Raw genomic sequence first — 25,943 nt, 5'->3', positions numbered from 1 at the left:
TCTAAGATTATTCACATCATTGTGGGTTTCGTGGTTAATATCACAAATCCTAAAATTTAATTTTTTCGCCAACCCCGCGCCGTAAAAGGCTTGCTTCGATTTCGCCCTTAAAATTGCCCACAAGGCGCGCTTGTCAATAATGTATTTCATAAACACTAGATATATACTTTCGCCATTGTTGATGGCACTAGATGTTGTGTTTGTAGTGGACATCATGTGTATAGCCTGTGAATAAGTAATCCGAATAGGGAGACCCCGGTATGGCCCGCGCCACTGCTACCGCAAAACAACAAGAAAACGCGGAAGTCCAACTCGAACTTCAACCTGCTTCTTACGACATCTGGGATAAGAAATATCGCCTGAAAGATAAGCAGGGTGTTGCGCTGGACAAAGATCTCGATGACACCTTTCGCCGTGTTGCGAAAGCCACCTCATCGGTTGAATTGACGCCCGAGTTGCAGAACGAGTGGTATGAGAAGTTTTTGTGGGCATTGCGCAACGGCGCTATCCCTGCTGGCCGTATTACCTCTAATGCCGGTGCTGAGGCTTATAAGCCAGCCACTTCTACCATCAACTGTACCGTATCCGGTATCGTTAAAGATTCGATGGATGGCATCCTTAATAAGGTGCACGAAGCTGGCCTGACCCTGAAAGCGGGTTGCGGTATCGGTTATGAGTTTTCTACTTTGCGCCCGAAGGGTGCGTATGTTTCTGGCGCAGGTGCTTATACGTCAGGACCTCTGAGCTTCATGGATATCTTCGACAAGATGTGTTTCACCGTGAGTTCAGCCGGTGGCCGTCGTGGTGCGCAGATGGGTACGTTTGACGTATCTCATCCAGATGTGATGGATTTTGTGCGTGCCAAGCGTGAAGATGGTCGCCTCCGTCAGTTCAACCTCTCTTTGCTGATCACCGCTGACTTTATTGAAGCGGTGAGAGCCGATGCCGACTGGCCATTGTCGTTCCCGTTGACGCAATCCGAGATCGATACCGATTCGTTGGATGTGAACAACAAAGAGCAGGTGGTTTGGCGTCCATGCCCATTTGATATCAACTATGCCCGTGAGCAAGAGTACGTGCTGAATGATCGCGGTGATGTCTGCTGCCGTGTGTTTAACACTGTGCGTGCCCAGCGTTTATGGGACGTGATCATGAGTTCAACTTATGACTATGCCGAGCCAGGATTTATCCTGATTGACAAAGTTAACGAGATGAACAACAACTGGTTCTGTGAAACTATTCGTGCCACTAACCCGTGTGGTGAACAGCCGCTGCCTCCGTATGGCGCGTGCTTGTTAGGCTCGATCAATCTGACCAAATTTGTGGTTAATCCATTTACTGAGCAAGCCTCTTTCGATTTCGAGAAGTATCGCGAAACCGTGGCTATCTTCACTCGCATGTTAGACAACGTGGTTGAGATCAACGGCCTGCCATTGGGCAAGCAGCGTGACGAGATCATGAACAAGCGTCGTCACGGTATGGGCTTCCTTGGTTTAGGCTCAACCCTGACCATGCTGGGCATGAAGTATGGTGATGCTGCGTCGGTTGATTTTACCGAAGAAGTGGCGCGTGAAATGGCGGTGGAAGGCTGGCGTGAAGCACTGCGTTTGACCGAAGAGAAAGGTGCTGCACCGATCATGGAGCAAACCTTCACTGTGACAGAAGATATGTTGGTGAATCGCCCTGAGATGCGCAAAGACGGCATCAAAGTAGGCGACGAACTGGCAGGTAAGGTACTGCATGGTCGCTATAGCCGTTACATGCAACAGATCGCTGAAGTTGACCCTGAGCTCGTCGAACAGTTGATTGAGAAGGGCGCACGCTTTACTCACCATAGTTCTATCGCACCGACCGGGACTATCTCGTTGTCGATTGCCAATAACGTTTCGAACGGTATCGAGCCATCATTCAGTCACAAGTACATTCGTAACGTGATCCGTGAAGGTAAGAAGACCAAAGAGCCTGTGGCGGTTTATAGCTACGAGCTGTTGGCCTACCGCGAGTGGATCGATGCCGATGCTGAGCCAGAAGGCGGCTCTTTACCGGATTACTTTGTGACAACGGATCATGTCTCGCCATCACAGCATGTGGATATCCAAGCCGCGGCACAGAAGTGGGTAGACAGCTCAATCTCCAAGACCGTGAATGTACCTACCGATATCGCTTATGAAGATTTCAAAGGCTTGTATCTGTATGCTCACGAGAAAGGTCTAAAAGGTTGCACCACCTTCCGCTTTAACCCGGAAGCGTTCCAGGGCGTATTGGTGAAAGAGTCAGATCTGGAAAATACCGAATATGAGTTCTCCCTTGATGACGGCACCACCGTTAAGCTCAAGGGTAATGAAGAGATTGAATATGACGGTGAAGTACACACCGCAGCTAACTTGTTTGATGCCTTAAAAGAAGGCTACTACGGCAAGTTCTAAGCGACGTCGACTACACTGGAGATTAGAGATGACTATTAAAATCGACAAAAAAATCGTTGGTTACAAGGTGTGTAGCGAGCAAGACAAGCTAGATGCGCAAGCTGCCGCCGAACAGGAAATCGCGGATAACGTGGTGACTTTGCACGAAAAGATTGATCGCCCAGAGATGCTGATCGGCAGTACTTATAAGATCAAGCCGCCAGTATCTGAGCACGCGTTCTATATCACTATCAATGACATCCTGCTCAACGAGGGTACGGATCACGAGCACCAGCGTCCGTTCGAGATCTTTATCAACTCGAAGAACATGGAAGATTACTCTTGGGTGGTTGCACTGACACGAGTGATGTCTGCCGTATTCCGTAAAGGTGGCGACGCGACCTTCCTGGTGGAAGAGCTTAAAGCGGTATTTGACCCGAAAGGTGGTTACTTCCAGCCGGGTACCGGTGTTTATATGCCATCCATGGTGGCTGAGATCGGTCAGGTGGTGGAGCGCCACATGAAGCGCATCGGCCTGATCGGTGGTGGCGAAATGGATGCCCGCCAAAAAGCGTTGATTGAAGAGAAACGCAAAGCCCATGAAACCGCTGGCAAAGCCTCAGAAACTGAAGGTGCGACCTCGTTCCCACCGGAAGCTGTGCAATGCGGCAAGTGTCATCAGAAGTCCGTTATCAAAATGGACGGCTGCATGACCTGCTTGAACTGCGGTGACTCAAAGTGTGGGTGAGCCGTGACCGAAGCGTAGCTTCGCAGCACGGCGAAGTGACTAGTTTTTCAGGAAAAAACTAGAACAGCCTTTAGGCTGGCCCGAAGGGCGTAGGACAGGAGTCCGTAGTCACCATGGATGCCGACAGGATTTAGCCCCATGGATGGGTTAATTAGCTGAACTCTAAAAACCGAAGCCTAGAGCTTCGGTTTTTTATTGCAGGAGTGTGGCTGCTAGGTGCCAACTTCGGTTATTCGCCTCTGCCACAACTTCCCATCAATGACTACGTCATAGCAATCAATGCGGGCTGCCTTAAACAGCTCAATTCTGTGAACAATAGCTTCACCAGCATCAAAGTCGGTAATCTCTATAATTCGACGTAATTTGGGTAGCTGTTTAGGCTTCTCATAATCTTGATTTGGTTCTGATTCTTGTTTGGCTAGCTTGCTGTATGATTGTTCGATGTTTTGCTGATGTTTGTTAGTTCGACGATACCTACGCACCTCCTACCTTGTTGGGTAGGCTAACCTTGCAAGGTCGTACTAATACACTGTTATGCATCCTAATTTATGAATATCGAATATTGTTGGAGAGTAGACAAAGAGCTACCAATGCTAGATGAAGCTGAGTGGGATGAATTGAGTCCACTGCTTACTGATACGATTAAAAAAATTAAGGCCTACCGCGCAGAGCATGGTTGCGATATTCCGACGGCACGGGCTAATTGCAGTCCGGAGGCTGTTGCCAAATTTGAAGAATTAACTGGCTATAAAGGTTTGGGCTACGACGTTTTGTTTTATCTTAGGCGTAGTGACTATGGACCAAAATGTAAACAGTGCAATAAGTTGTTTCGCACGCCTAAAGCCAAGTATTGTGCTGCTTGCGGCCAAACACTAGAGCAAAATGCATAACAAGCTTATCAACCATAGCCACTACGTGGCTGGACAGTCAAAGCGCTGCTTCTTTTGTGCATTTGCTCCGCAAATTGTTGCACAAAATCTTCATCACTTTGCCTGCCGGTTATAAAGGCGTTGTATACCTAAGGAATTATGAATCTACTTTTCGTTTGCAGTGAGAATAGGTTGCGCAGCCCAACCGGTGAGGAAGTGTTTTCAGCTTATGAAGGCGTTCAAGCTATTGGTTGTGGCACCAACTCAGACGCTGAAACACCATTGTCAGGTGACTTGGTTGAGTGGGCTGATGTCATCCTGGTGATGGAGAAAACCCACAAAAATAAAGTATCAAAGAAGTACAAAGATCTGCTGAAGGATAAGCGCTTAGTATGCTTAGATATCCCTGATATCTATGACTGCATGCAGCCAGAGTTAGTAAAGCTGCTTAAAGCTCGTGTACCCAAGTACGTCCAACTTTAGTGGCTCGGCATATAATTGGGCGTTATGTGTAAAAAGGAGGAGTTATGGCGGTAATAGTTGAAGCAAACTGTTTTGGTCCAATAGATTACAATCCACCTGTCGAATTACCCATTAGAGAATATGTCCTTGAAAAAGAATATCTTCTTATGAGTAACCGAAAACTATTGGTTACGAATACAAAAAATACGTTTTGTCTGGATAAAACCGGCGTGTTCGATCATTTGTATATTCCAACCCCTTTAAGTAAAAAAGAGCCTTAACTTAGGCTCCTTATTTGAGATGTATGCAATCGAATCTACACGTGACAAGCACAGCCATTCGACGCCAAACTGCGGCGCGGCTGCTGTGAGCCGTTAGGTGACTAGGTGAAAATTGTTATATCGGATAAACAAATAAGTTATTGTATTTAAATAGGATAATTGAATTTTATTGAAGGGTGTGGTATCGTTAGAGCGTTTTTTGTTGCTTGTAAAACCTGTTTGAAAGCGGCTCTAACGATACCACTTCTAATCACTCCTTTGTTTATTTTGTCCTTATTTTTCAGTCGCTTAGTTGAAATCTTTAGTTTGGCTTTGATAGAAAAACTCTTGATGTTTATATTAATTGTTTTCTTCATGTTCCATATTTCCGATACGTTATTTAATGGCGTTATTTCTACGTTAATTATACCATATCTACATGATAAGCTTAATAAAAGTAAGTGATTGAATGTTACATGGCAAGCCAATTAAGCGGGACTAAAAACAGTTTGTTCGGTTTCGCTTCACTATACATTTTAGCTAAACAATCTTTAGCCCCTTTTGGGGGGTTGATATGATCCCCCTCTGTTAATAGGCACGTGGTTATCCCTACCGAAACGTGCCGGCATAAAGAGCCCAGATGAGTCACCGTTGGCAAGTAAGTGTCGGCGGTTAACCTTGCTGATATTCGCGGGTTTGGTTATCCGCATAACTTGTTTGCGCCATTGGAGCCTTTCCTCAGTCTAGGAACGCGAATTTAAATCGCGTAACGCCCTCGAGGGTTGCTCTCACCGCTACGCGATATCCCAGGCATAACCAATTAACTCTCTGGCCACCGCAGTGACCACCTTGTTGTACTCTTTTCCTCTGGTGCGAAGTTGTCGGAACCGGCCACATAAGCGCTTTTGTACTTCCCAAGAGCGTGCTTGCAGCTGGGAGGAGTGGTCTTGTTGACTTTTATACAGCTCAGAGGAGACTTTGGGACTGAAACGATACGCCCACCGCTTCAATCAATATTCGCCGTGCGTGGGTGTTACCACACATAGTGATCCCTCCCTGTTTTTGCCGCTGTCCACTGGAGTGCTCAGAGGGCGTCAGTTCGACAAAATTCATTAAGGAGCGTGGGCGCTCAAAACGGCGGAGATAACACCTGCGAAGGACACCCACACGAAACGACGCCCAAATGACGCCAATTTTCTGCTTTTAGCGTGAGCTACTGGATTTTAGGTGTGTCGGTTGAGTTGATGAGAGGTGGCTGTCCCTTCAGTCAATATCAGCCCGGAAAACTATGAACTGAAAAATGCTGCTTAGCGACGTGTCCACTTTTACCGGAGCAGATCAGACCACTTGTGCTAGCCGCTCCACCAACGACCCCGGAATAAAAGCCGCCAGCCAGACCAAACAGGAAAACCACCAATACGAATGTCGACAGAATAGTTTTAGACTTCATAGAGGCCCTCTCTAATAGCCCAACCTATAAATTACATGTATCTGATAGTTAGATGTTTTTTTGCGAGAAACCTGAGACCTTGCTCTCAATTGAAACAAGCGTCGCAATAACACCACTGATGAAGATCAACGAGATACAGGAGAATATAAACCCCAGATTCTGAAGATAAGCTTTCAAGCCATGACCATGGCCTCTGGGCTGCATGTTCAGGTTATTAGCATCACCGGTAACCAGGTAATCTGTCGGCGCGAAAAATGCTGTATGGGTGGAGAAGAAGAGTTGGATGAGAACCCCTGTGACACCCAACACGCAGATCACGCGAGCAAACAGGAGTAACCACTTAAAGTTATCGGTAGAAACATGATTGTATGGATAAAACTTCATAATAAATTCCCTTTAGTATCAGATGACTCCTTACGTCACCTTCAATGCTAACTCACTTTATCAACATCACAACCGCTCATTTGCCATAATCCCTAAACAAAACTCACAGTTTTTTACCCAGACAGTTCAAACCAACACATTGCATCATTGAAGTTAGGTTATTTTTGCGAGTGATGCCGACACGCAATTTTTAAGGTTGGATTGCCACGTTGTCCGCATATGTTGACAAGAATTGATCAAGATAAAAGCAACGGCGAAGGACATCCAACCGACACGACGCCTAAATGACGCTAATTTTCTACTTGCAGAGTGCGCTACTGGATTTTAGGTGTGCCGGTTGAGTTGATGAGAGGTGGCTGTCCCTTTAGTCACTTATCCGGTTTACTCTCCGATCTGCTTCGTTCCGCATGTTTCGCAGATCAAGTGCCTGGATAACGAATCCATTGATGCCAAAAAGGGACCAAACGCCAAGCCTGCAAACATCCCGGAAACAAATTCCTTTAGTTTTCTTCGTTTGCTGTTTTCAAAGCCCGTAGGCTTTCTGACTAAAACGAGAATATGTTGAGTCTCTTTACTGCACTTGCTGCAGAAAGTGGTTTCCTTCACTTCGTTCATACACTCTTCCTTTTTGGCGTTTACCTTGGTCAAAAACCGCGTGGCTTTTGAATTAGCATTTCCGTATCAATTAGTAGCTAAACTACAACAAAAGAATCAAATGTCAACAATGGTAAACATATGTTGTTTTTGGTTTCGGCGATACAGCGGGTTTATGCAGGGCGTAATACGAAGTTCTAATAAATGGTTTGGTCGTAAGCGACGGGCATTTGATTTACTTGTTCACGGTTAATACCACTTTCCCCAAGTTTCTGCCGCTACGCAGATATTCAATTGCATCGAGTGCGTTTTCAAACTCAAATGTGTGGCCGACGTGGGGCGGGGCAATGTTGACTTGTTGCATGGCGGCGAGCTGTTCTTTAAGCAATGCAGTCTGCTCCCAAAGCCAAATCAGGTTAAACGCCATCACGGATTTGTTGTCGCTGATCATCGGCATGATGTCGTATTTGGGGCGTTTCAAATATCGCCAGGCGGCTTTGAGGTAATTAGGTCGATTTTTTCCCGGAGTAAATTCAGCCGCGCCAAACACTACCAGCCGACCCATGGGCGACAAATGGTCGAAGCTGGCGGTTTGCACCTCACCACCGATGGCGTCTAATACAAGATCATATCGGCGACCGACTTGTTTCAGTTGTTTGCTGAACGAACCCTGACGAACGATAACGTCATCAAAGCCCTGTGAATTTAGAAAGGCTTGTTTGTCTGGCGAACTCACCGTGCCTACGGGGTTGCCGCCTAAGGCTTTCACCAGTTTCATTGCTTGCAGGCCGACGCCACCTGCCGCGCTATGAATTAATATCGTTTGGTCAGGTTTAAGGTTGCCAAGTTCGGTTAAGCCATACCAAGCGGTCAGGGTTTGCACCAGATAGGCGGCACCTTGTTCATGACTCCAATTGTCAGCCAGTGGCACCAGATAATCTGGTTCAATATCTATGGTGTCGCAATAGCCGCCAAAGCGGGTGACACCCATGATGCGATCACCTAATTTGAAAGGAGAGTTGTGACCCTTGCCCAGCGCAGAGATCACACCAGAGAATTCCAGCCCGGGCGTAAATGCGCCTTTAGGGGTGGCGCTATACAAGCCTGTTAAAGCAAAGATATCGGCAAAGTTAAGTCCAACAGCTTTCACATCGATCCGGATCTTTTCTGCGGCGAGTGCGGGCAGTGAGGCTTGCTGCAGCCTTAAATCGCTAATGGCCCCAGCTTTTGGGGTTTGCCAAAATCGAATCATGATATATCCGTACTCCCAATCGATGCTTTGGTAACTTTTATCCGTTAACTTTCAGCCATTAACTTTTTGCCGGCTTTTCGTCCGTCAGTTTATACGCTTGTGACCAAAACTCCGTGGAGATCTCGCTGATGCTATTTGATTCGGCGTTGATCAGTACGGCGAACCCCACGCCTAGGGTAGGCGAATAGCCGATATCGGCGCGGAAGCCCTGTACCCAGCCAGAGTGGTAAATAATTGGGTAGTCTTTGAATTGATAGATGCGCCAGCCGTAACCGTAGTGTGCGTCTTCTAAATAATCCCGCCAATGCTTTCGTTTTAAGTCTTTGCGGGTGCGGATGCGAGGCTCTGTCAGCTCTGCGATCAAGGCCGGTGTCAGTACCTTTGGTGCGTGGCCTAAATTGGCGATCAGCCACTTGCTCAAATCGGTAATGCTGGCGTTAATACCTGCGGCTGTGGCTACTTTGTAGTAGTCCGGGGTGACCTTCACGGTACGCCACACGTATGACTTAATGGCTTTGCCATTTCTATCTTTTTTGCCAGTGTTGACCTTGTTAATGAGCACGTGGGGCTTAGCGCTATTTTTAGCTTGTCTGAATTTTTCGAGTCCTAGCGATGCGTTAGCCATACCTAGCGGCGTAAACAAGCGTTGCTCAAGCAGGGCTTCGTAGCTTTGTTGTTGGCTCTGCTCGATAGCTGGCTCTAAGAAGCCGTAGGCGATGTTTTGATAGCCATAACACTGTGCAGGCTGGCATACCGGTACTACCCGTTCAAATCGGCGGATCACTTTCTCCATGCTCCATTTTTCATGCAGCAGGTTGTCATAAGCATTGGGTACCAAGCCCGTGGTGTGGCTCAGCACATGCTTTACTTTGATTTTTTTCGCCGCGCCTGGCGTTGCAAGGTGAAACTCCGGCACATATTGGGTGATGGGCGCATCCAGATCTAACTGTTTCTCATGGGCCAGCATGGTGGTGATGGTGGCGGCAAAGGGTTTGGAAACCGAGGCCAAGCGGAACACGGTATCTGGAGTCACAGGCTGTTCCGATTGCATATCCAGATGACCAAAGGTCTTCACTTCAACTACCTGGTCATCCTTGATAATGGCATAGGCGCCACCGGGAATGCTTTTATCCGCTAGTAATGCGCTTACATGCTGGTTAAAGCTTTTCAGAAATTGCGCCTGCTGGTCAGCGGGTGCAGCTGTTGAAGCGGCGACTGCAGGTACATGCGTTAAGAGCAGCGAGAAAAACGTGAAAAGAGAAAATCTCATTAGCGAAGGCCGAGGCTGAAAAAATGAAATAATACGGCGTGATAATTAAATGTCCATGCCACATTTGCAGTAGAAGTACTGCTTATGTTGCAGGCATAGTGCGTTAGATTCTCACATTGCACAAAAGGGCAGACCTATCTACTCTGTGACGCCTTAGCAGAGGTGCCCTATGACAGAAAAACAATCACATTATCCTATCGGTACGCCGGGCGAAGCCTGGGGCGAAGAACAGAAACAGCAATGGCTGCAAGCGCAACGTATTAAACGTTCCTATCAAGCAGAGGTGCTGGAAAAGCTGAGCGAATTAAGTGAACACGGCGAGCTTATTCAGTACGGCGCCTTACCTTATAAAATTGAGCCGACTCTTACTGAGCAGCAGAATGCCGATGCCTACCCATTATTTATTGTGAAAAGCCGACAGTGGCAGGCAGATAAGCCAGTGGTATTGATCACCGGCGGTGTGCATGGTTATGAGACCAGTGGGGTACAAGGGGCGCTTCGTTTTGCCCAAACTCAGTTGGAAAAGTATCAGCAAGATTTCAATATATTGGTGGCACCCTGTGTCAGCCCTTGGGGATACGAAACCATCAACCGCTGGAACCCGGATGCGGTTGATCCCAACCGTTCATTTTGCGCCGATTCGCCTTCACCAGAAGCGGCGCAGCTAATGGCCTACATAGAATCACTGGCGGTGAATATCTATGCCCACTTCGACCTGCATGAAACCACAGACAGTGACAATGCTGAGTTTCGACCTGCCCGGGCGGCAAGGGATGGTATTACCCAGGATAATTGGAATATTCCTGATGGGTTTTATCTGGTGGGTGATACAGAAAAGCCTGTGCCCGAATTTCAGAAGGCAGTCATTGATGCGGTGGAGAAAGTCACCCATATTGCGCCCCCCGACGAAAACGGCATGATTATCGGTGCACCGCTGGAGCAGAAAGGCGTGATTAATTACGCTAAAACCAAACTGGCTTTATGTGGCGGCTTCTCACAAGCGGCGTTTGTCACCACTACAGAAGTCTACCCAGACAGCCCGAAAGTAGATGATGAAAACTGTATTCAGGCGCAGATCGCGGCGGTGACGGGCGGGCTGGATTATCTGCTTGCGCAGTAAAAGACACGCACGGGGATAAACTGTTCGCGGTGACTTATCCAATTGAGCTTAGAAAAAGCCGAAGCCTATGCTTCGGCTTTTTAACAGCATGACATCCAATCAAACAGATGTTTAGCTTTTAGGCTTTGAAATAAGTTTGTAATAGGAAATGATTGAGCAAATCACTAGCAGGAATAAATGATACCCAATCCCTTCTGCGGATAGCATATGTTCATGGCTTCGCTCCCGAAACCACTGCCAAATCAAAGTGCCGGAATATATCCCAAACGAAATGCCAAAACCGTAAAATATGGCTGTTCTTAACGCTGCTTTATCAATACTCATTATGCTATTTAAAGCTCACTTTTGCTGATTTCGAGCTGATGTTAATCATTTTTCCATCAGTCCTTTAGCAAGTTATCCATTAGCACGCGCCTCCTTGTTTGGAGGCTTGTCTAGTAAGCTGGCTGGACAGCGAAAAAGCGTCGCTGCAGATAGTTAAGCAGCATGCCATACAGCGGTACAAACAGTGCCAGATTGACTATCAACTTAAAGCCGTAATCAACCCAAGCGATCTCCAGCCAGTGCTCCGCCATAAACGGGTCAGAGCTGGCATAGAACGCGACAGAGAAGAACAGCAGGGTATCGACACCGTTACCAAATATACTGGAGCCTGCCGGGGCAACCCACCAGGTTTTGAGCTGGCGCAGGCGGTTGAATACCAAGATATCCAGCAGTTGGCCAACGGCAAAGGCTAAGAAGCTGGCCAAAGCGATGCGGGCAACAAAGCCATTCCATTCATATAGCCCTGATGCGCCTTGAAACTGCCCTTCAAAAAACAGTACAGAGATCAGATAACTGGCGATCAGAGCGGGTACCATGGCGAGAAACACCACCTGTCTGGCTCGCGCTGCACCGACTAATCTGACCGTCAGATCGGTGGCTAAAAAGATAAAGGGAAAGGTAAACGCTCCCCAAGTGGTATGAAAACCAAAGAGGGTAAACGGGAGCTGCACCAGATAGTTACTGGCGGTGATGGTGACAATATGAAACATTGCCAGAATAAAAACACCACGGCGCTGCGCCTCGGTGAGCTGTAAAAACTGCATAAAATGACCTGTGTCTTTTTGTTGATTGGGGTGAGAGAACCCAAGGGCGGCGGAGTATTCCACATCTACCTTAATAAGGTCAACAATTGGTCGTTTTTCCGCTGATGATCGTGATAACGGGGGTGCTGATGGGGTACGGTTTTATCGGGTCATGGCAGTGGCCGTAGTAAAAACCGAAGCACTGGGCTTCGGTTTTTACCGTTCACAGCGGAGAAAAGATTAACGCCCCCAGTGACGAGCGCCAAATAGTAGGGTGTATTCAGCGTCAGTATCGTAATCGCCGTTCGCGTAGCCACCAATCAGTAGATCGGCATAGCCATCGCCATCCATGTCACCGACGGGCGAGCTCCATATGTTGAAGTCATGGTTGGGGGACGTTGCGTAGTTATGGATGACAGCACCTACCGTGCCATCGGTAAGCTCTGGGTTTCCTAGATCGTCTACAGATATTTCTGGGCTCAGGTCTGGTCGCCCGTAGATTAGAAGCAAAGGCTTTTGGCTTTTAGCTACATTGTTGATGGAGATATCATCGATACCATCACCATTAATATCACCTAGGTTTCTCGGATAAGCGTAGCGAAAGAAGCTGGAAATAATGGTGATCTGTCGGTTCGGGTCCAAAATCGATAAGCGTCCCTGTTTATCCAAACTAAGATCGATGGCGTAGACCTGCTCTTGATCTTGCACCAGCACCTCATTCTTCCCGTCGCCATTAAAATCACCTGCACCACCGCTAATAAGCCGAGGCTCTACTGGCACGGTACCTGCTGTCAGATACACGCTATTTAAGGTAGATATAGAGGTAGGCTCCGCGCTGTAGTCCTGCTTACCGAACAAAATGATTAAGCCATCTTCATTACTGTTCGGGCCTGCTGTTTGTGCTGCATTGATAGAGAAATCATCGTAACCATCTTGGTCAATGTCTCCCATGGGATGAAGAAAGCTGCCGAATCGAAAGTGATCCCCCGTAGGCAAGGTTTCAGCTTCAACATAGCTAATACTCTGTTCTGGGCGAGTGAAAGCGTCCAGATCCAGCGGTGTGTTGCTCGCCTGTATTGCTTCAGAGCCGAAAACGATCTGCAAGCGGGTTTGTTGAGTGTCATCCGCAAGGTCGACCCGTTTTACCAGCGAGAAATCTGCATAGCCGTCGTTATTGACGTCGCCAATGCCGCTCAGTGCCAGGATCAGTTGTGATGTTGATAGCTCAAGCGTCACAGCGTTTGCTTCGCTACCTACAAGTAGATTGGTAGGTAAATTTTCAGCGCCGAATATAAGGAACCAGCGCTGTTGGTTGCCTTCGCCTGCCTGTATGAGGAAGTCATCATAGCCATCATTGTTGACGTCACCTGCGGCATTGGCACTGATCCCCAGCTGCATCGCTTCTTGAGTACCCCAGAGTTTGTGCAATGGCAGCAAGTTGCTATCGCGGTCGGCACCCAGCTTTAACTCACACTCACCTGCTTTTTCCAATTCGGTAAGTTCGGGGGCACTGGATTCATCTGGGTAACAGATGATGGCGTCTTGGTAACCATCTGCGTTGAGATCGCCTACGCCAGCGGTATTTGCATACCCTTCATCGGAGGTTTCTCTGGAAATAGTAAAGCCTGTGTCTTCAAGGGAGAAGTCTTTAACGTCGCCGATTTTCAGTGAGTGAAACCTGCCTTCGGTACGTGCTTGCACCAATACCGATACGTTGACACCGCCATATCCGTTGCCAGTGTTATCTTCGACGCTATATGAGAAGTAATCGGTGCCATAGAAATCAGCATTTGGTGTGTATAAAACTTTGCCATCTATGATCTGTGCCGTGCCATTGCGCGCGTCACGAAAAATCTCAGTGAGAGAGAGTTCACCATTGGGAACGGTGTCATTGGCGAGTACGTCGATCTCTACCGGCTGGCTAATCGTGGTGACTGCTGTGTCGCTATTTGCGTCAATTAGACCGGGCTGAGGCACCGCTTCAGCGACAATCGTCACGGTTGCGTTTTCTGACTCTTGTCCGTCCTCGGTAATCGAATAAGTGAAGGTAATATTGAAGCTGTCGGCATCGGGGGCGGTAAAACGGATTTTGCCATCCACCAGAGTGTAATCATTTGATGGCGGTAGGTTAATGGTTACGTTGGCGCGATCACTGTATGTGTCGTTGGCGAGTAGATCTAAATCTATGGTCTGGGCGCGACGGACTGTGTAGCTGTCGTTGAGTGCTTGTAAGGTGGTACCACCACCTGAGCCCCCGCCGCCTCCGCAGGCTGTCACTACTAAACAACTGCTAAGTAATATCCATGGCTTCATCGGTTTCCACTCCTTTGGAATCTATTCAGTGTAAATTTAATTCAGTGATTGACTGTCTTACAATAACCAGTGTCCACACCTATAGTGTGGATATATTTTACCGTTTCATTCTTTCTTTTGTTTGCTTGTTTATCAACCTGTTATTCAAATTGTCATAATTTGAGGTGGTACGTTTAACTTTACATTTCATGAATAAAAAGCTAATTAATTTGAACCTAAATTAAGTGTTGAGTCCTCCCGAAACGACTGATGAGCGCTTTGTTTTTTTGCCCTGCAGAGCTTATAAAAGCGCCAATTTGAATTGGCAAATGAACCCAGATAACTAGCCGTATATCGCTTATTTGAATAGAGCCAATTGTGGCCTGATGATTGATATGACAAGTAGGTGTTAGCCGTTTGTTAACACTGCTTGGAAAAACTACCTCGAACGGGATAAACTCTCGCCCTCGAAACTAAATAAGAATACGAATAACTACGCATTAGATTGGGGTGGTAACGATTGAACGTGTTTAATGCCATAAGCTTACAAAACATCCGCGGTGACCTGTTTGGTGGTTTAACCGCGGCCATCGTTTCACTGCCGCTGGCACTGGCCTTTGGTATTGCCTCTGGGGCAGGTGCCGAGGCGGGCATTTATGGCGCGTTGCTGATTGGATTATTCGCTGCGTTGTTTGGTGGTACGCCCACGCTGATCTCCGAGCCTACTGGGCCGATGACAGTGATTATGGCGGCAGTGATCACCAATATGCTGGCTACGGATCCAGAAAACGGCATTGCCATGGCATTTACTGTGGTGATGATCGCCGGTCTGTTTCAGATCGCCTTTGGTGCACTAAAGCTTGGTAAATACATCACCTTGATGCCCTATAGCGTGATCTCTGGGTTTATGTCCGGTATTGGCTTCATCTTATTAATCATGCAGTTGGCACCCTTCCTTGGGCAAGCTGCGCCCAGTGGCGGAGCCTTGGGGACACTCAAAGCCCTGCCGGAACTGATTTCTAATGCGATCACCATAGAGATCTTTTTAGCCTTCGCTACCCTCGCTGTGCTGGTTTTTACCCCGAAAAAAATCAAGGCGATGGTGCCGCCGCAACTCATCGCTTTGGTGGGTATCACGCTGGTCTCAGTGCTGGTGTTCGATTTGGGGGAAGTACGCCGAATTGGTGAGATTGAAGTGGGATTACCCGGTCTGGTATTCCCCACATTTACGGCCGATCAGATAACTACCATGATCCTCGATGGCATGGTGTTGGGCATGTTGGGATGTATCGACTCGATGCTGACTTCGGTGATCGCTGACAACCTGACGCGTACTGAGCATAAATCGGATAAAGAGCTTATCGGTCAAGGCGTCGGCAACTTGGTGTCGGGCCTGTTTGGTGGTTTGCCGGGTGCCGGCGCAACCATGGGCACCGTGGTAAATATTCAAGCGGGTGGACGAACTGCGTTATCCGGCGTAATGCGGGTGGCGGTACTGGGGATTGCAGTGTTTGGTGCCGCAGACCTATTGGAAGTGATCCCTTTGGCGGTACTGGCCGGTATTGCTGCCATGGTTGGCCTGAACATTCTCGACTGGAGCTTTATTAAACGTTCCCACCGAGTGTCCTGGTATTCGACACTGATCATGTACGCGGTGATGTTGTTGACTGTGTTTGTTGATCTCATCGTTGCCGTTGGGGTTGGGGTGTTTGTTGCCAACATCATCATCATTGAGAAGTTAAGCCGTTCACAAGCGCAAAGTATAAAGGCGATCAGTGACATCGATGATGAGGTGCCATTGAAGCCGAGAGAACAGGAGATCCTGAATCAAGCCAAAGGCAAGATCTTGTTGGTGTATCTCAGCGGGCCGTTAATTTTTGGTTTGGCTAAAGCGCTGTCCAGACAACACCAAAAAATAGAGAAGCATCAAACGGTGGTGATCGATCTGAGTGAAGTGTCGTTAATTGATGACACGATTTCTCTGGCGGTGGAAAACACCATTACTGAAGCGATTGAGCTGAAAAAGCATGTTTATTTGGTAGTACGTACCGAGGAAGCCAGAAACAAATTGGCCAGAATGGGGTTGATAGATCTGCTGGGCAAAGAGCACTTGCTAGATAGTCGTACTGCGGCGCTGGAGCTGGCATTGCAAACCGTTTAGCGGTTTTGCCTGAAAGAAAATCGTTGTGCTGCGGTTTAAGATTAAGGGAGCAGGGTGATGCCTTGCTCCCTGAAAGCACTATCGATCGATGTCAGCTTGGCGAACGCTTAATCGTCATCATCGATAATGTCGGGAGTGACGGCATCGGCCACATCAACGGCGCCACCTACAACACTCGTTGTTACCCCTACTGCGGTGCCCACGACAGCCGCGGCAACGCAGCCTGATAGATGAACAATGATCAGGCTCGCTAATAACAATTTTATGGCTTTGTACTGCATTTCATTTTTCCAATTCTCGAATCGAGAGCAGCATATCGAGTTGTGCTTTCGTTGTCCCGTCGTGGATCAGAATTTGCGTGGCAGGGGCTGATTTTTGTTGTTCTAAGATGCCAACTGAAATCTTAATTTATAGGTTGCTGTGACTTTTTCGGGGCCGTTGGCTCCGATTGTTGGTCGCCACTTCCAGCGTTTGACCGCTTTTATTGCGGCTTTGTCAAAGATGCCGGTTGGTTTTGCAGTGACAACATTAACCTGATCGGCACCGCCTATTTCATCGATAACGACTTCGACCACGACTTCTCCTTCAATCCCATCTCTGGCAGCCCGCATCGGATACTTCGGTTCAATTCTGACGATAGGGCTTGGCGCATTGGCTATTGGGCTACTGGGCTCAGCCTTAAGTGGTGGCTTTGAGTTCTCCTGTGAGCGCTCATTTGACTGTTGTTCTGTTTTCGCTACGGCGGGGGTACAAACTAAAAACAGGGTGAGACAAGCAGCTGAAATCACTGAGGCCGTGTTTAAAATCATCAATGGCACTAACTCTATGGTCGGTAGAAAACAGACAAAATTGATTCGTCTGGTATGTCGTTGGTTGGCTTTTGTTCAGAGTAGCGTAACCCTTATGCTATGCCAATTTGTTGATTAGGTTATTGCTAATATTTCCAGCCAGGGGCGAAGTTAACTGTGAACTTAGGACGAACATAGATCGACATTTTCTGTCCTGATAAAAGCTTTTCATAACCACTGGTAGTATGCTCAGATGTTGTAGGAAGCGCAGTATGAAGGATTCCGATTTTTCTCTGCATGTGGCTGATGGATCGATGGTAATGAAACAGAAACTGGTAGCGAGTTTATTTTTATTATTGATGGCAGGCTGTGCCAGCTTGGATTTTGCAAGCCCAAATGTCAGCTTGTCCAGCATTAAGAGCTTAGGTGGTGATCTGTTTGAGCAGCGTTTCTTGGTGGTGCTCAATGTGCAAAACCCGAACAACCAAGCACTGCCGATTGAGGGACTGGACCTTGCACTGGAAGTGGAAGGAAAAGAGGTCGCTACCGGTGTCGGCGCATCTGAAGTAGTCATTGAGCCGTTTGGTGAAGAGAAAGTGAGCCTTTATCTCACCACGAATATGTTCAAGGGCGCGGGGATATTGCTCAAATTTATCAGCGCTCAAGACGATGCGCTTAACTACCACGTGAGCGGATATCTGCATACCAGCTTGGGTTTTTCGGTAAAAATACCGTTTGAGAATACCGGCGTGTTAACGCTGGATGATATAAAGCCTAAGGGTCATTAATCAGAATCTGTACGAGTATCGTTATGACGACATTTAGAACTTCTGTTGTCACTATTCATCAATTAGCGCCTGATATTGCCGAGGTGATTGTTGATGATGGTGTTGAGATGACACTGTCGGATGTGCAGGCCTACCACGACTGTCTATTGGCCAATTTCAGTGCGCCATTTCGCCTACTTATCAATAAGATTAATCAGTACACCTATACCTACGAAGCACAACAAGGCTTAGCCGATCTGCCGCAGATTGAGGCGATGGCGGTGTTGGTTTACAGCAAGGCGAGTATGGCCGCCATGCGTGTGCTGCAACAGCAGCAACGAGAAAATCCCTGGCATGCGGAGGTGTTTACCAGCCGCCGTGAAGCATTGGCGTGGTTAGATAAATGACCAATGACGACAGGCCACTGACGATCTGGCATAAGTCAGCGACGTTGGACGCGCTTAACCAAATGAACCGCAATACCTTAAGTGAACATCTGGGGATGAAGATCACTGAACTGGGTCAAGCTCATCTGCTGGCGACTATGCCCGTTGAGCAGCGTACCATGCAGCCGATGGGGCTACTGCATGGCGGTGCATCGGCGGCGTTAGCAGAAAGCTTGGGCAGTATGGCAGGTTATTTGGCTGCACCTGAAGGGATGCTGGTGGTGGGGCAGCAGATAAACGCACATCATCTACGTCCGGCACGCTCCGGAATGGTCACAGCGAAGGCTACTGCGGTACACCTAGGGCGCAGTAGTCAGGTATGGCAGATCGATGTTGTTGATGAAAATGACAAGCTTTGCTGCAGTTGTCGGCTGACTTTAGCCGTACTTCCTGAGATCACGAATAACCAGTGAACTCCGCTTTATTTCAACTCAAACTCCACTAAATCACTGTTCCCCAAATTATCACTGACCAAGAGTTGATATCGGCCTGGTGCGCTGACAGAAAAGCGCTGGAGTTGGTTATTGCTTTGGCCGAGCAATTCGCCATCGAGATACCAATACTTGATGTTGCCGCCGCCCATTACTTTGGCAGTGATTGCTACGCTGCTTTGTGTTGGCGGCAGTAAGTAGCGCGAGCCTTGTCTTGGTGTGACGACAAACAGTGGTCGCGCCACAGGCTGATTATCGCAACCATGCATCGGCAGTTGTTGATGGCGACGCTGTGACTTGGCGACCCAAGGCTCTGCCAACAGCGGCCATAGTGCGATCTTGATCTGTTGTACTGCATCATCACAGCGTTGCTGCGTGGGCGTGCCCTCTGCCGTCAACCAGACGCTTTGCATCAAGCTGCCGTTTTCACCCTCCGCGGCCAGTAACGTTGCGGGCTCTTGATCGCCCAGTAACCATGCCTGGTGTTGCTCTTGGCACAGTTCAGGGGGCGTTTGTAGTGCGCGCTTACCCAAAGGCCAGCAGATGGTTGTGTCGATAACCCTCGGCGGTGCTGCCGGCGGAGGGGTATTGTCGGCCAATAGGTTCGCTAACATCAGGAGTAGCGGTGTTGCTGTGCGTGCGCCGAAATGCCCCGGCATGGAGGTGCCATCGGGACGACCGATCCAGACACCAATCGTATATTTGGGCGACACGCCGACCGCCCACATATCTCTATGGCCATGACTTGTGCCGGTCTTCCAGGCCAGGTTGTTACGCCGCCCCGTGACATTCTCATCGAACGGTTGGTCGGTACGACGTTGGTTACGTAATATCTCGTAAATCATCCAGGCGGCTTGCGGCGACATCAGCGGCCGCGTCGTGATCTTTTCATCCTTGAGATAGGAGATGCGAGCTAGCTGGCCGTCATTCATCAGGCTGGCATACAGCGCCACCAGCTGTTCCAGATTGGTACTGGCCGCACCTAGGGCTATTGGAAGTCCGGGGGTATCACTGAGGCGGAACTTTGCGCCGGCATTGACCATCCGGGTATAGAACTGTTTTGGCCCGAGGTGAGCTAGCAGCTCTACCGCGGGCACGTTGAGCGATCGGGTTAACGCATCTGCAGCGGTGATGGGGCCTTGAAACTTGCCACTGAAATTCGCTGGCCGGTAGTCACTGAAAAAGCGCGGTGCATCGACCAGCAGTGATGCTGAGTGGATCAGTCCTTGATCGATGGCTAAGCCATAAATAAACGGTTTTAGCGTTGAGCCGGGGGAGCGCACCGCCTGCGCCATATCGACATAGCCTAAACGTTGGCGCGAGCCAAATTCGCCGCTGCCTAGATAACCAATGGGGCGTTGGCTTTGGTTGTCTAACACCATGATGGCTAAGCCAGTATGCAGCGGATATTGGCTTAAATAGTCCGTTGCCAGTTGCTGCAGTGCTTGTTGCAGTGGTTTCTGCAGACTGCTTTGCAGGAGTGGTTGATTGGGATATTGCGACACCAGCCGACGTGCTAACAGCGGCGCTAACATGGGGCGGTAGTGATGTTGGGCGATCACCGGCTCCAGGGTAACATCTGTCAGCGCTGTGGTTGGCCAGATCCCACCGTCGACTAAGCGCTTCACCAACTTGTCGCGGGCTTGTCGTGCTCTTTGTGGGTAACGGTCAGGACGAAAGCGACTGGGCGCTTGCGGCATAATCGCCAGCAGTGCTGCTTCAGCTTGACTGAGTTGTGCAGCGGATTTGCCAAAATAGGCGTGACTCGCCGCTTCAACCCCTTCAATGGGGCCGCCAAACGGTGCCAGATTGAGGTAAAGCGTCAGGATTTCCTGTTTTGAGTAGTGCCATTCCAGCTGCAAGCTGCGTGCTATTTGTTGCAGTTTTCCCAACGGTGTTCGACGGTGGGGGGACAACAGGCGGGCCACTTGCATGGTCAGGGTAGAGCCGCCAGAAACGATGCGACCATGACGTAGCCACTGCCAGCTAGCACGCACCAATGCATAGGGGTTAACCCCAGGGTGCCAGTAGAAGAACTTATCTTCGTAGTGCAGCAGTGCCGTTAGATAGTTCGCGCTGACCTGTGCCGGTGTGGTTGGCTGGCGCCAGATACCTTGTTTATCGGCAAACGCACGCAGTGGCTGCCCATCGGCGGCCACAACGACTTGAGAGAAGCGTTTTTCCTGATAAGGCGCTGGCAGCGGAAAAAGTCTGTCTAAAAGCCACAGACTTACCGCTGTACAAATCAGCGCAATGGCAAACCGTTTCTTCACCGAGGCAAGACGGTCAGCTTATTACGGGTGTCACTGATGGCACGCAAGTTAGGCCGATACATATCTTCGAGGTAGCTAGGTGGCACACGATAGGTACCCGGCGTCACAGCTCGCATCAGGTAAACCAGCACCTGCTCGCCACGACCATAAAGATCAATGGCACCGACGTAGCGATCATCACGGTACTCTTGATGTTTTACATAACCACTCCAGCCCTCATGCCATGCAGGTTGGTTGTCAATCTGCAGATCAGATAACTGGATGCTGTGAGTCAGGTTGGGGTTTTCCAGTTCAAAGCCTGCTGGTAACGCATCTACCACCAATGCATCCGGTGTCCGTTGTGATGCTGACAGAGTCAGGCGCACAATAACCAGATCACCGACTTTAATGTTGTCGAAGTTCAGCGGCTTACCTTCGCGATCATAATAGCGTCTGGATACTGCCATGCCATCGCTCACCGGCTTCGGTTTGCGGGTCGGGTAGCCAACGCTGGTCAGGTCGAGGTAAACACTGTCTGCGCCTTGAGTCGTGACACTCAGACTCGGCATTTTGCCCTGCCAAAGTTGCGTGTATTGCGAGGTTTGCTGTAAGCGGTGCGCCTGACCTGCCAGCTTCATGGTGGCGCGCCAATCTTTTTCTACGTCCAATTGCAGCGCCAATTGTAATAGCGCGGCACGGTCTTGAGTGCTTAGCCAGCGTTGGCGGGTAAGTTGGTCGGCCAGATCCAACAAGCCGTCATTCTGTTGTGCAGGGGCTAGCCCATGTTCAGCTAACAGCGCCAGCACAATCGCATTGTCGCGCAGGGGGGAGCCGTAGTCTGCCAGATATTTATTCTCTTCCCGGCGCAGAGTCTGCGACAGTGCTAATGCCTCTGTACTACGTTGCTCGTCGCCCAGTAGCTTGAACGCTATGCCTAAATGCACCAATGGCAGCGGCGATTCGGCAAAGCTCTTCGAACGGTCAAACAGAGTTCTCAAGGTGCCGAGAGAGGCTTGCTGTTGGGTCGCCAACAGGTAAGCGGCATAAGCCTGATAAGCCAGTCGCGTATGGTTGGGGGCCTCGGAATAGTGGCTGCTTAACATCTCACTGCGCAGGTAGTGCTGCAACCTGTCTTTCGCCGCAGTTAGTGCCTTGCTTGGTACCTGATAGCCGTTATCTTTGGCGGTTAACAGGAAGTCGGTGGCGTAGACGGTTAGCCAAGGCTCTTCTGTGCCATGATTGTCCCACAGGGCAAAGCTGCCATTCCCTTTTTGTTTCGCTAATAGCTGGGTGATTGCTGCGTCAATGGCTTGCTGCGGATCCAGACCATCGGGCAGGGTGAGGTTAAGTTTGGCGCGGCTGTGACTGTTAGTGGCCAATAGCGGCCAGCCGCGGCTGGTGGTTTGTTCCAGACAGCCATAAGGGTATTGCAACAGGTGTTTGAACTGTTGATCCAGAGACAGTGGTGGCATGGCATCCAGCACCAGTTGGGTTTGCAGGGTCTCTGCATCTAGCCCTTTTTGAAATTTGGAGCTCAGGGTAAAGGGACGGTGGCGCACGACAAGCTTGCGCTCATTTCTGGTTTCCGCTGGATAGGCTGGACGCATCGGCACTTGCCAATGGCGAACAATGTTGAGCTCGTCGTTGCCAATCTCCATGGAGATGTGGCTACTGCCGCTGCGTCCTTGAGCAATCACCGGCAATATCAGTGTTTGCTTTTGTTGTGGTTGCAGGGTGATCTGCTCCGGTAGTGCCTCTTTCAGCAGTAGCAGTTTTTTATCGGTTTCTACTTTAATCGAAAGGGTTTGCTCGGTCTCCGTCATATTGCGGAGATCTAAGGCTAGCTGGCTTTGATCGCCATCAGCCAAGAAGCGGGGAGCACCGAGTTGCGCGACGATTGGTGCGGCGATTACCGAACTACTTTCACTGAGAGCGAACTGGCGATCACTAAACGCGAATGCCATCAGATGCAACTCACCGTTGAAGTCGGGCAGATCGAGTGGGATCTCGGCTTCGCCGTTGATATCAAAGCGCACCGGCCCTTGCCAAAGCGAGACGATCTGCACGTCGTTATTCAGCTCGCCACCACGCTTGAGCTCCGTTGCGTCGGCGTCACCGCCAAATCGAAGCGTGGCGTCGTGTCCGGTATAGCGATGGATCACTCGGCCATAGTTATCAAACAGGTCGATTTCAAAGCGCTTCTGGCCAAACAAACGGGCCAGGGGATCTTCTGGTGTGTAGTTACTGACATTGAGAGCACCTTGGTCGACAGCGGCGATCACTGCATAGGCGCTGCTGCCTTTCGCGTTGCCCAAGCTCAGCTTGATTGGCAATTCGGTGAGTGGCAGTGCTTTTTCTGGTGCTTGCAGTGCCAACTCAAAACGGCGCTCGTCACGAGATAGCGGCAATGGGATCATGCCAAGAGCACGCATCGGTTTATCGGCGCTGACTTCGGCTTCTGGTTGTGCGATCAGCACCGATATGTGTAAGTCGTGGCGTTGCCAGGCGGGATCAATAGGTAATGAGACCTCGCGCTGAGCGCTATCCAGCGGCAGGCTTTGCCACCAAAGTAAGCGGTCGCTATTTTCGATGAGCACTAAGCCATAGCCGTCATAGGGTGCGTCAATCGAAAGCTCGGCGCTGTCACCGGCTTGATAGCTGGCTTTGTCCAGAGACAATTTCACCATATCAGGTCTGAGATTTTCTACCTGCTGGTAGCCCCAATGACCAATACTGAACTTAATACTACTGGTGTGTTGCTGGCTGTTGGTGACTTCAAGCAGATACTCACCCGCACTGAGCGGGGGAGCAAAGCGTGTGGGCTTGTCGCTGTCGAGATTTAACCGTGTTTCGAGTTCGATGTAGGGGCGAGCCGTGTTGTCATAGTACCAACCACTGCCTTCATCATAGCGCCAGAAATAGTCCCGATTTTCATTGGTCAGGGTGATCTGCACTTCACCGCTGATCGGGGTGCCTGCAGAATCCAAATTTAGCAGAGAGAAAGCGGCTGGTTTACCGTCGGCGTGGTTGTCAGGATCAAACTCCATCGCGATGCCTGGCCATTGCTCCTCTTTCTCCCAGAGGGTTTTCTGCTGACGTCGGTTGATTGCCCGGCCGCCCTCTTCATAGACGCTGACCAGGTATTGAAAACTCAGTGGGCCTTTGAGTTCACGCCACTCTGTTGCTTGCTGCGGAGTCACCTTTAATTCGCCTGTGCCGGCATCATTCAAGTTGATGCCGTTAAGGTAGATCCAACGTTCTCGCTGTTCATCGTCTGCCAGACCAACGGTAAACTTCTCCCACTGTGTATGGGGGTGACGCGCCAGACTGACGGTCAGCTCGGCTTCGACCAGATTGCCATCAGCGGGGGCACCATATAGGTAGTCAGCGGCTACTTTGAGGGTGTAGGCTTGGGTTGCTGAGACGATCTGTTGTTCCGAAGTATCATCCAGCTCCACTTTGATCCGTTCCGGCAGGAACTCTTCAATCAGTATGCTCTGTTGGCGAATGCTGCCTGCCGCGCTTTCTAGTCGCAGTAACCATTGCCCGGGCAGGGCGTCGGAAGGTATCTGATACTCAATATCAAATTCACCAAATTCAGAGGGTTGAGCCGTTTTTTCGAACGCTACCTGGCCATCGGGACGGGTAAGTTTGAGCTGCACTGACATGCCTGGAAGCACTCTGCCGTCGGCATCTCTCATCATCCCTAACATCTTGATCTGTTCGCCTGGACGATAAAGATCCCGTGGCGCAAACAGATAGAATTGCTGTGGCGTGTATGTGGTATCACCAAGTTTGAAGGCAGAAAGATCTAACGCCTGACGGCTGACCTCCAATGTGGCCAGCTGCTGATCTTTGGTGACAAGCACCAGCGCCGCTTTGTCATGGGCTGGAATATCGACACGACCATCGAGATCTGTCGCGCCGTCCCAGATCAGTTCTCCCTTGCGGTTGAGCAGTTCTACTTTTGCCTGGGAAATGGCGTTGCCGTTACTCAGAGATTGAGTGAACAAGGTGATATTGCTGCGATAACGTCGGGCATGCAGTCCGAGATCACTGACAGAGAAATAGGTGGTTTGATGGGCCCAACTGTAATCGCCCAAGGGGGTCATCACTGCAAAATAAACGCCTGCTTTTTGCAGCTCTGCACTGGACAACGGCAACAACACTGTTTGTCTGCGATTGGCTTCAGTGTTCAGTTTGAAACGTCCGCTATAGACGCGTTCTCCCTGTTGCGTCAACTCATTCAGTGCATAGTTATCCAGTGATGATGCTGGTGAATAGTAACTTAACAGCTGCGGCAGATAGCTTTGCGAAATACGGAAAAAATCGACATTCACTTCGTCGACATTGATGGCGGTTACCGGCAGTTTGGCCGACTGATTTAACGGCAATACCGAGCCATTGCTGCTAAAAGCTGCCCCGGCAGCTAATGGACGAGTTTTGATGGTTAAGGTTTGGGCTTCCTGTAAACTGGCACCGTTAATGGCGAGCAGACCCGCAGCCAGTTGTACTTTGTACTCTACTTCTGGCTCGACAAATGGCAGATACAGGGTTTTACCATCCTGGGATTGCAGCCAATTTTGGTTGACCAGCGTTTCTTTTATCGACGCTTTCAGCCATTTGTTCCAATCATCCTGTGGCGTGAGGGGAACAGAAAAAGTGAGTGCTAAAGCGGGGCCATCAAGTACACTACGTTGACCCGACTGGAGCAGCGTGAGTGCTTTCCCTTGATAAAAGCTTTCCTGCTCCGCCAGTAGATCTTCATCTGGGCCGATTGCGTTGACAGCAGGAGTGAGTGCGGCACCCTGTGCCGCTGTTGTACTCGTTTCACTTGGGGAGTCGCAGGCTGTTAAAATCAGCCAAGCAAAAAATAATACAAAAAGGTTGCGAGAGTTAAACATGACCGCTGAATTCTCCATCTT

At 49.5% G+C, this 25,943-nt stretch carries 25 protein-coding genes; 10 read left to right on the top strand and 15 right to left on the bottom strand.

What is annotated here, in order from left to right; all coding sequences use genetic code 11:
• Positions 1–260 precede the first annotated feature (260 nt).
• A complete protein-coding gene (locus EXY25_RS12560) occupies positions 261–2,426 on the top strand; it encodes an adenosylcobalamin-dependent ribonucleoside-diphosphate reductase (RefSeq protein WP_114338275.1) in 2,166 nt (721 codons plus the stop codon).
• 28 nt (positions 2,427–2,454) lie between these two features.
• Positions 2,455–3,153 (top strand): TSCPD domain-containing protein, encoded by a 699-nt coding sequence (locus EXY25_RS12555; RefSeq protein WP_130567043.1) that lies wholly within the window; start codon positions 2,455–2,457, stop codon positions 3,151–3,153.
• Positions 3,154–3,365: 212 nt separating this feature from the next.
• Here EXY25_RS12555 and EXY25_RS12550 read toward each other — a convergent pair whose 3' ends face one another.
• A complete protein-coding gene (locus EXY25_RS12550; RefSeq protein ID WP_130567042.1) occupies positions 3,366–3,635 on the bottom strand; it encodes a hypothetical protein in 270 nt (89 codons plus the stop codon).
• A 108-nt stretch (positions 3,636–3,743) separates the two neighbouring features.
• Here EXY25_RS12550 and EXY25_RS12545 point away from each other — a divergent pair, with 108 nt between their 5' ends.
• From EXY25_RS12545 to EXY25_RS12535, 3 genes are all read left to right on the top strand, one after another.
• On the top strand, positions 3,744–4,043 hold the full coding sequence (locus tag EXY25_RS12545; RefSeq protein WP_130567041.1) for a hypothetical protein: 300 nt from the start codon (positions 3,744–3,746) through the stop codon (positions 4,041–4,043).
• A gap of 138 nt (positions 4,044–4,181) precedes the next feature.
• Complete coding sequence (locus EXY25_RS12540) at positions 4,182–4,505, top strand: low molecular weight protein tyrosine phosphatase family protein (protein ID WP_130567040.1); 324 nt, start codon at positions 4,182–4,184, stop codon at positions 4,503–4,505.
• A 44-nt stretch (positions 4,506–4,549) separates the two neighbouring features.
• A complete protein-coding gene (locus tag EXY25_RS12535; RefSeq protein WP_130567039.1) occupies positions 4,550–4,765 on the top strand; it encodes a hypothetical protein in 216 nt (71 codons plus the stop codon).
• A 146-nt stretch (positions 4,766–4,911) separates the two neighbouring features.
• On the opposite strand, the gene EXY25_RS12530 is transcribed toward EXY25_RS12535, so the two are convergent.
• From EXY25_RS12530 to EXY25_RS12500, 8 genes are all read right to left on the bottom strand, one after another.
• Entirely contained in the window at positions 4,912–5,121 is a 210-nt protein-coding gene (locus EXY25_RS12530; RefSeq protein ID WP_130567038.1) for a hypothetical protein, read from the bottom strand.
• Positions 5,122–5,538: 417 nt separating this feature from the next.
• Entirely contained in the window at positions 5,539–5,754 is a 216-nt protein-coding gene (locus EXY25_RS12525; RefSeq protein ID WP_130567037.1) for a hypothetical protein, read from the bottom strand.
• On the bottom strand, positions 5,711–5,857 hold the full coding sequence (locus tag EXY25_RS19010; RefSeq protein WP_130567036.1) for a transposase: 147 nt from the start codon (positions 5,855–5,857) through the stop codon (positions 5,711–5,713). Before EXY25_RS19010 ends, EXY25_RS12525 begins: the two co-directional genes overlap by 44 nt.
• A 160-nt stretch (positions 5,858–6,017) precedes the next feature.
• On the bottom strand, positions 6,018–6,194 hold the full coding sequence (locus EXY25_RS18780) for a hypothetical protein (protein WP_165419357.1): 177 nt from the start codon (positions 6,192–6,194) through the stop codon (positions 6,018–6,020).
• Positions 6,195–6,242: 48 nt separating this feature from the next.
• On the bottom strand, positions 6,243–6,578 hold the full coding sequence (locus EXY25_RS12515) for a hypothetical protein (RefSeq protein ID WP_130567035.1): 336 nt from the start codon (positions 6,576–6,578) through the stop codon (positions 6,243–6,245).
• 381 nt (positions 6,579–6,959) lie between these two features.
• On the bottom strand, positions 6,960–7,193 hold the full coding sequence (locus tag EXY25_RS12510) for a hypothetical protein (protein ID WP_130567034.1): 234 nt from the start codon (positions 7,191–7,193) through the stop codon (positions 6,960–6,962).
• 214 nt (positions 7,194–7,407) lie between these two features.
• On the bottom strand, positions 7,408–8,424 hold the full coding sequence (locus EXY25_RS12505) for a synaptic vesicle VAT-1 family membrane protein (protein WP_130567033.1): 1,017 nt from the start codon (positions 8,422–8,424) through the stop codon (positions 7,408–7,410).
• 58 nt (positions 8,425–8,482) lie between these two features.
• On the bottom strand, positions 8,483–9,694 hold the full coding sequence (locus tag EXY25_RS12500; RefSeq protein WP_130567032.1) for a serine hydrolase domain-containing protein: 1,212 nt from the start codon (positions 9,692–9,694) through the stop codon (positions 8,483–8,485).
• Between the two features lie 169 nt (positions 9,695–9,863).
• Between EXY25_RS12500 and EXY25_RS12495 the strand changes: the two genes are divergently transcribed.
• Positions 9,864–10,814 (top strand): M14 family metallopeptidase, encoded by a 951-nt coding sequence (locus EXY25_RS12495; RefSeq protein WP_130567031.1) that lies wholly within the window; start codon positions 9,864–9,866, stop codon positions 10,812–10,814.
• Positions 10,815–11,248: 434 nt separating this feature from the next.
• Here EXY25_RS12495 and EXY25_RS12490 read toward each other — a convergent pair whose 3' ends face one another.
• Both EXY25_RS12490 and EXY25_RS12485 read right to left on the bottom strand, forming a co-directional pair.
• Positions 11,249–11,902: a 7-cyano-7-deazaguanine/7-aminomethyl-7-deazaguanine transporter gene (locus tag EXY25_RS12490; RefSeq protein WP_130567030.1), complete on the bottom strand. Its 654-nt coding sequence runs from the start codon at positions 11,900–11,902 to the stop codon at positions 11,249–11,251.
• A 219-nt stretch (positions 11,903–12,121) separates the two neighbouring features.
• Positions 12,122–14,194, bottom strand: a complete 2,073-nt coding sequence (locus tag EXY25_RS12485) for an Ig-like domain-containing protein (protein WP_130567029.1) — start codon at positions 14,192–14,194, stop codon at positions 12,122–12,124.
• 499 nt (positions 14,195–14,693) lie between these two features.
• Between EXY25_RS12485 and EXY25_RS12480 the strand changes: the two genes are divergently transcribed.
• A complete protein-coding gene (locus tag EXY25_RS12480; RefSeq protein WP_130567028.1) occupies positions 14,694–16,334 on the top strand; it encodes a SulP family inorganic anion transporter in 1,641 nt (546 codons plus the stop codon).
• Between the two features lie 107 nt (positions 16,335–16,441).
• Here the strand turns inward: EXY25_RS12480 and EXY25_RS18775 are convergent, their stop codons facing one another.
• Entirely contained in the window at positions 16,442–16,615 is a 174-nt protein-coding gene (locus tag EXY25_RS18775) for an NF038104 family lipoprotein (RefSeq protein WP_165419356.1), read from the bottom strand.
• Between the two features lie 102 nt (positions 16,616–16,717).
• Positions 16,718–17,143, bottom strand: coding sequence for a TonB family protein (locus EXY25_RS12475; RefSeq protein ID WP_246019558.1), 426 nt, complete (start codon positions 17,141–17,143; stop codon positions 16,718–16,720).
• 251 nt (positions 17,144–17,394) lie between these two features.
• Here EXY25_RS12475 and EXY25_RS12470 point away from each other — a divergent pair, with 251 nt between their 5' ends.
• Genes EXY25_RS12470 through EXY25_RS12460 form a run of 3 tightly spaced genes read left to right on the top strand, consistent with a single transcriptional unit; the run spans position 17,395 to position 18,748 of the window.
• Positions 17,395–17,910: an LEA/WHy family protein gene (locus EXY25_RS12470; protein ID WP_165419355.1), complete on the top strand. Its 516-nt coding sequence runs from the start codon at positions 17,395–17,397 to the stop codon at positions 17,908–17,910.
• 23 nt (positions 17,911–17,933) lie between these two features.
• Positions 17,934–18,296 (top strand): hypothetical protein, encoded by a 363-nt coding sequence (locus tag EXY25_RS12465; RefSeq protein WP_114338289.1) that lies wholly within the window; start codon positions 17,934–17,936, stop codon positions 18,294–18,296.
• Entirely contained in the window at positions 18,293–18,748 is a 456-nt protein-coding gene (locus tag EXY25_RS12460) for a hotdog fold thioesterase (RefSeq protein WP_130567025.1), read from the top strand. Before EXY25_RS12465 ends, EXY25_RS12460 begins: the two co-directional genes overlap by 4 nt.
• A gap of 8 nt (positions 18,749–18,756) precedes the next feature.
• Here EXY25_RS12460 and pbpC read toward each other — a convergent pair whose 3' ends face one another.
• Together pbpC and EXY25_RS12450 are read right to left on the bottom strand one after the other, a co-directional pair.
• Positions 18,757–21,039 carry a penicillin-binding protein 1C gene (gene pbpC, locus EXY25_RS12455; RefSeq protein WP_207232168.1) on the bottom strand — a complete coding sequence of 761 codons (2,283 nt, stop codon included), beginning with the start codon at positions 21,037–21,039 and terminating at the stop codon, positions 18,757–18,759.
• Positions 21,036–25,922 (bottom strand): alpha-2-macroglobulin family protein, encoded by a 4,887-nt coding sequence (locus EXY25_RS12450; protein WP_165419354.1) that lies wholly within the window; start codon positions 25,920–25,922, stop codon positions 21,036–21,038. The genes pbpC and EXY25_RS12450 overlap by 4 nt, the downstream gene beginning before the upstream one ends.
• Positions 25,923–25,943 lie beyond the last annotated feature (21 nt).

This window comes from Corallincola spongiicola (assembly GCF_004284785.1).
In the GTDB taxonomy this organism is placed as follows: Bacteria; Pseudomonadota; Gammaproteobacteria; order Enterobacterales; family Neiellaceae; genus Corallincola; species Corallincola holothuriorum.
This window is presented reverse-complemented; position numbering and strand designations above follow the sequence as displayed.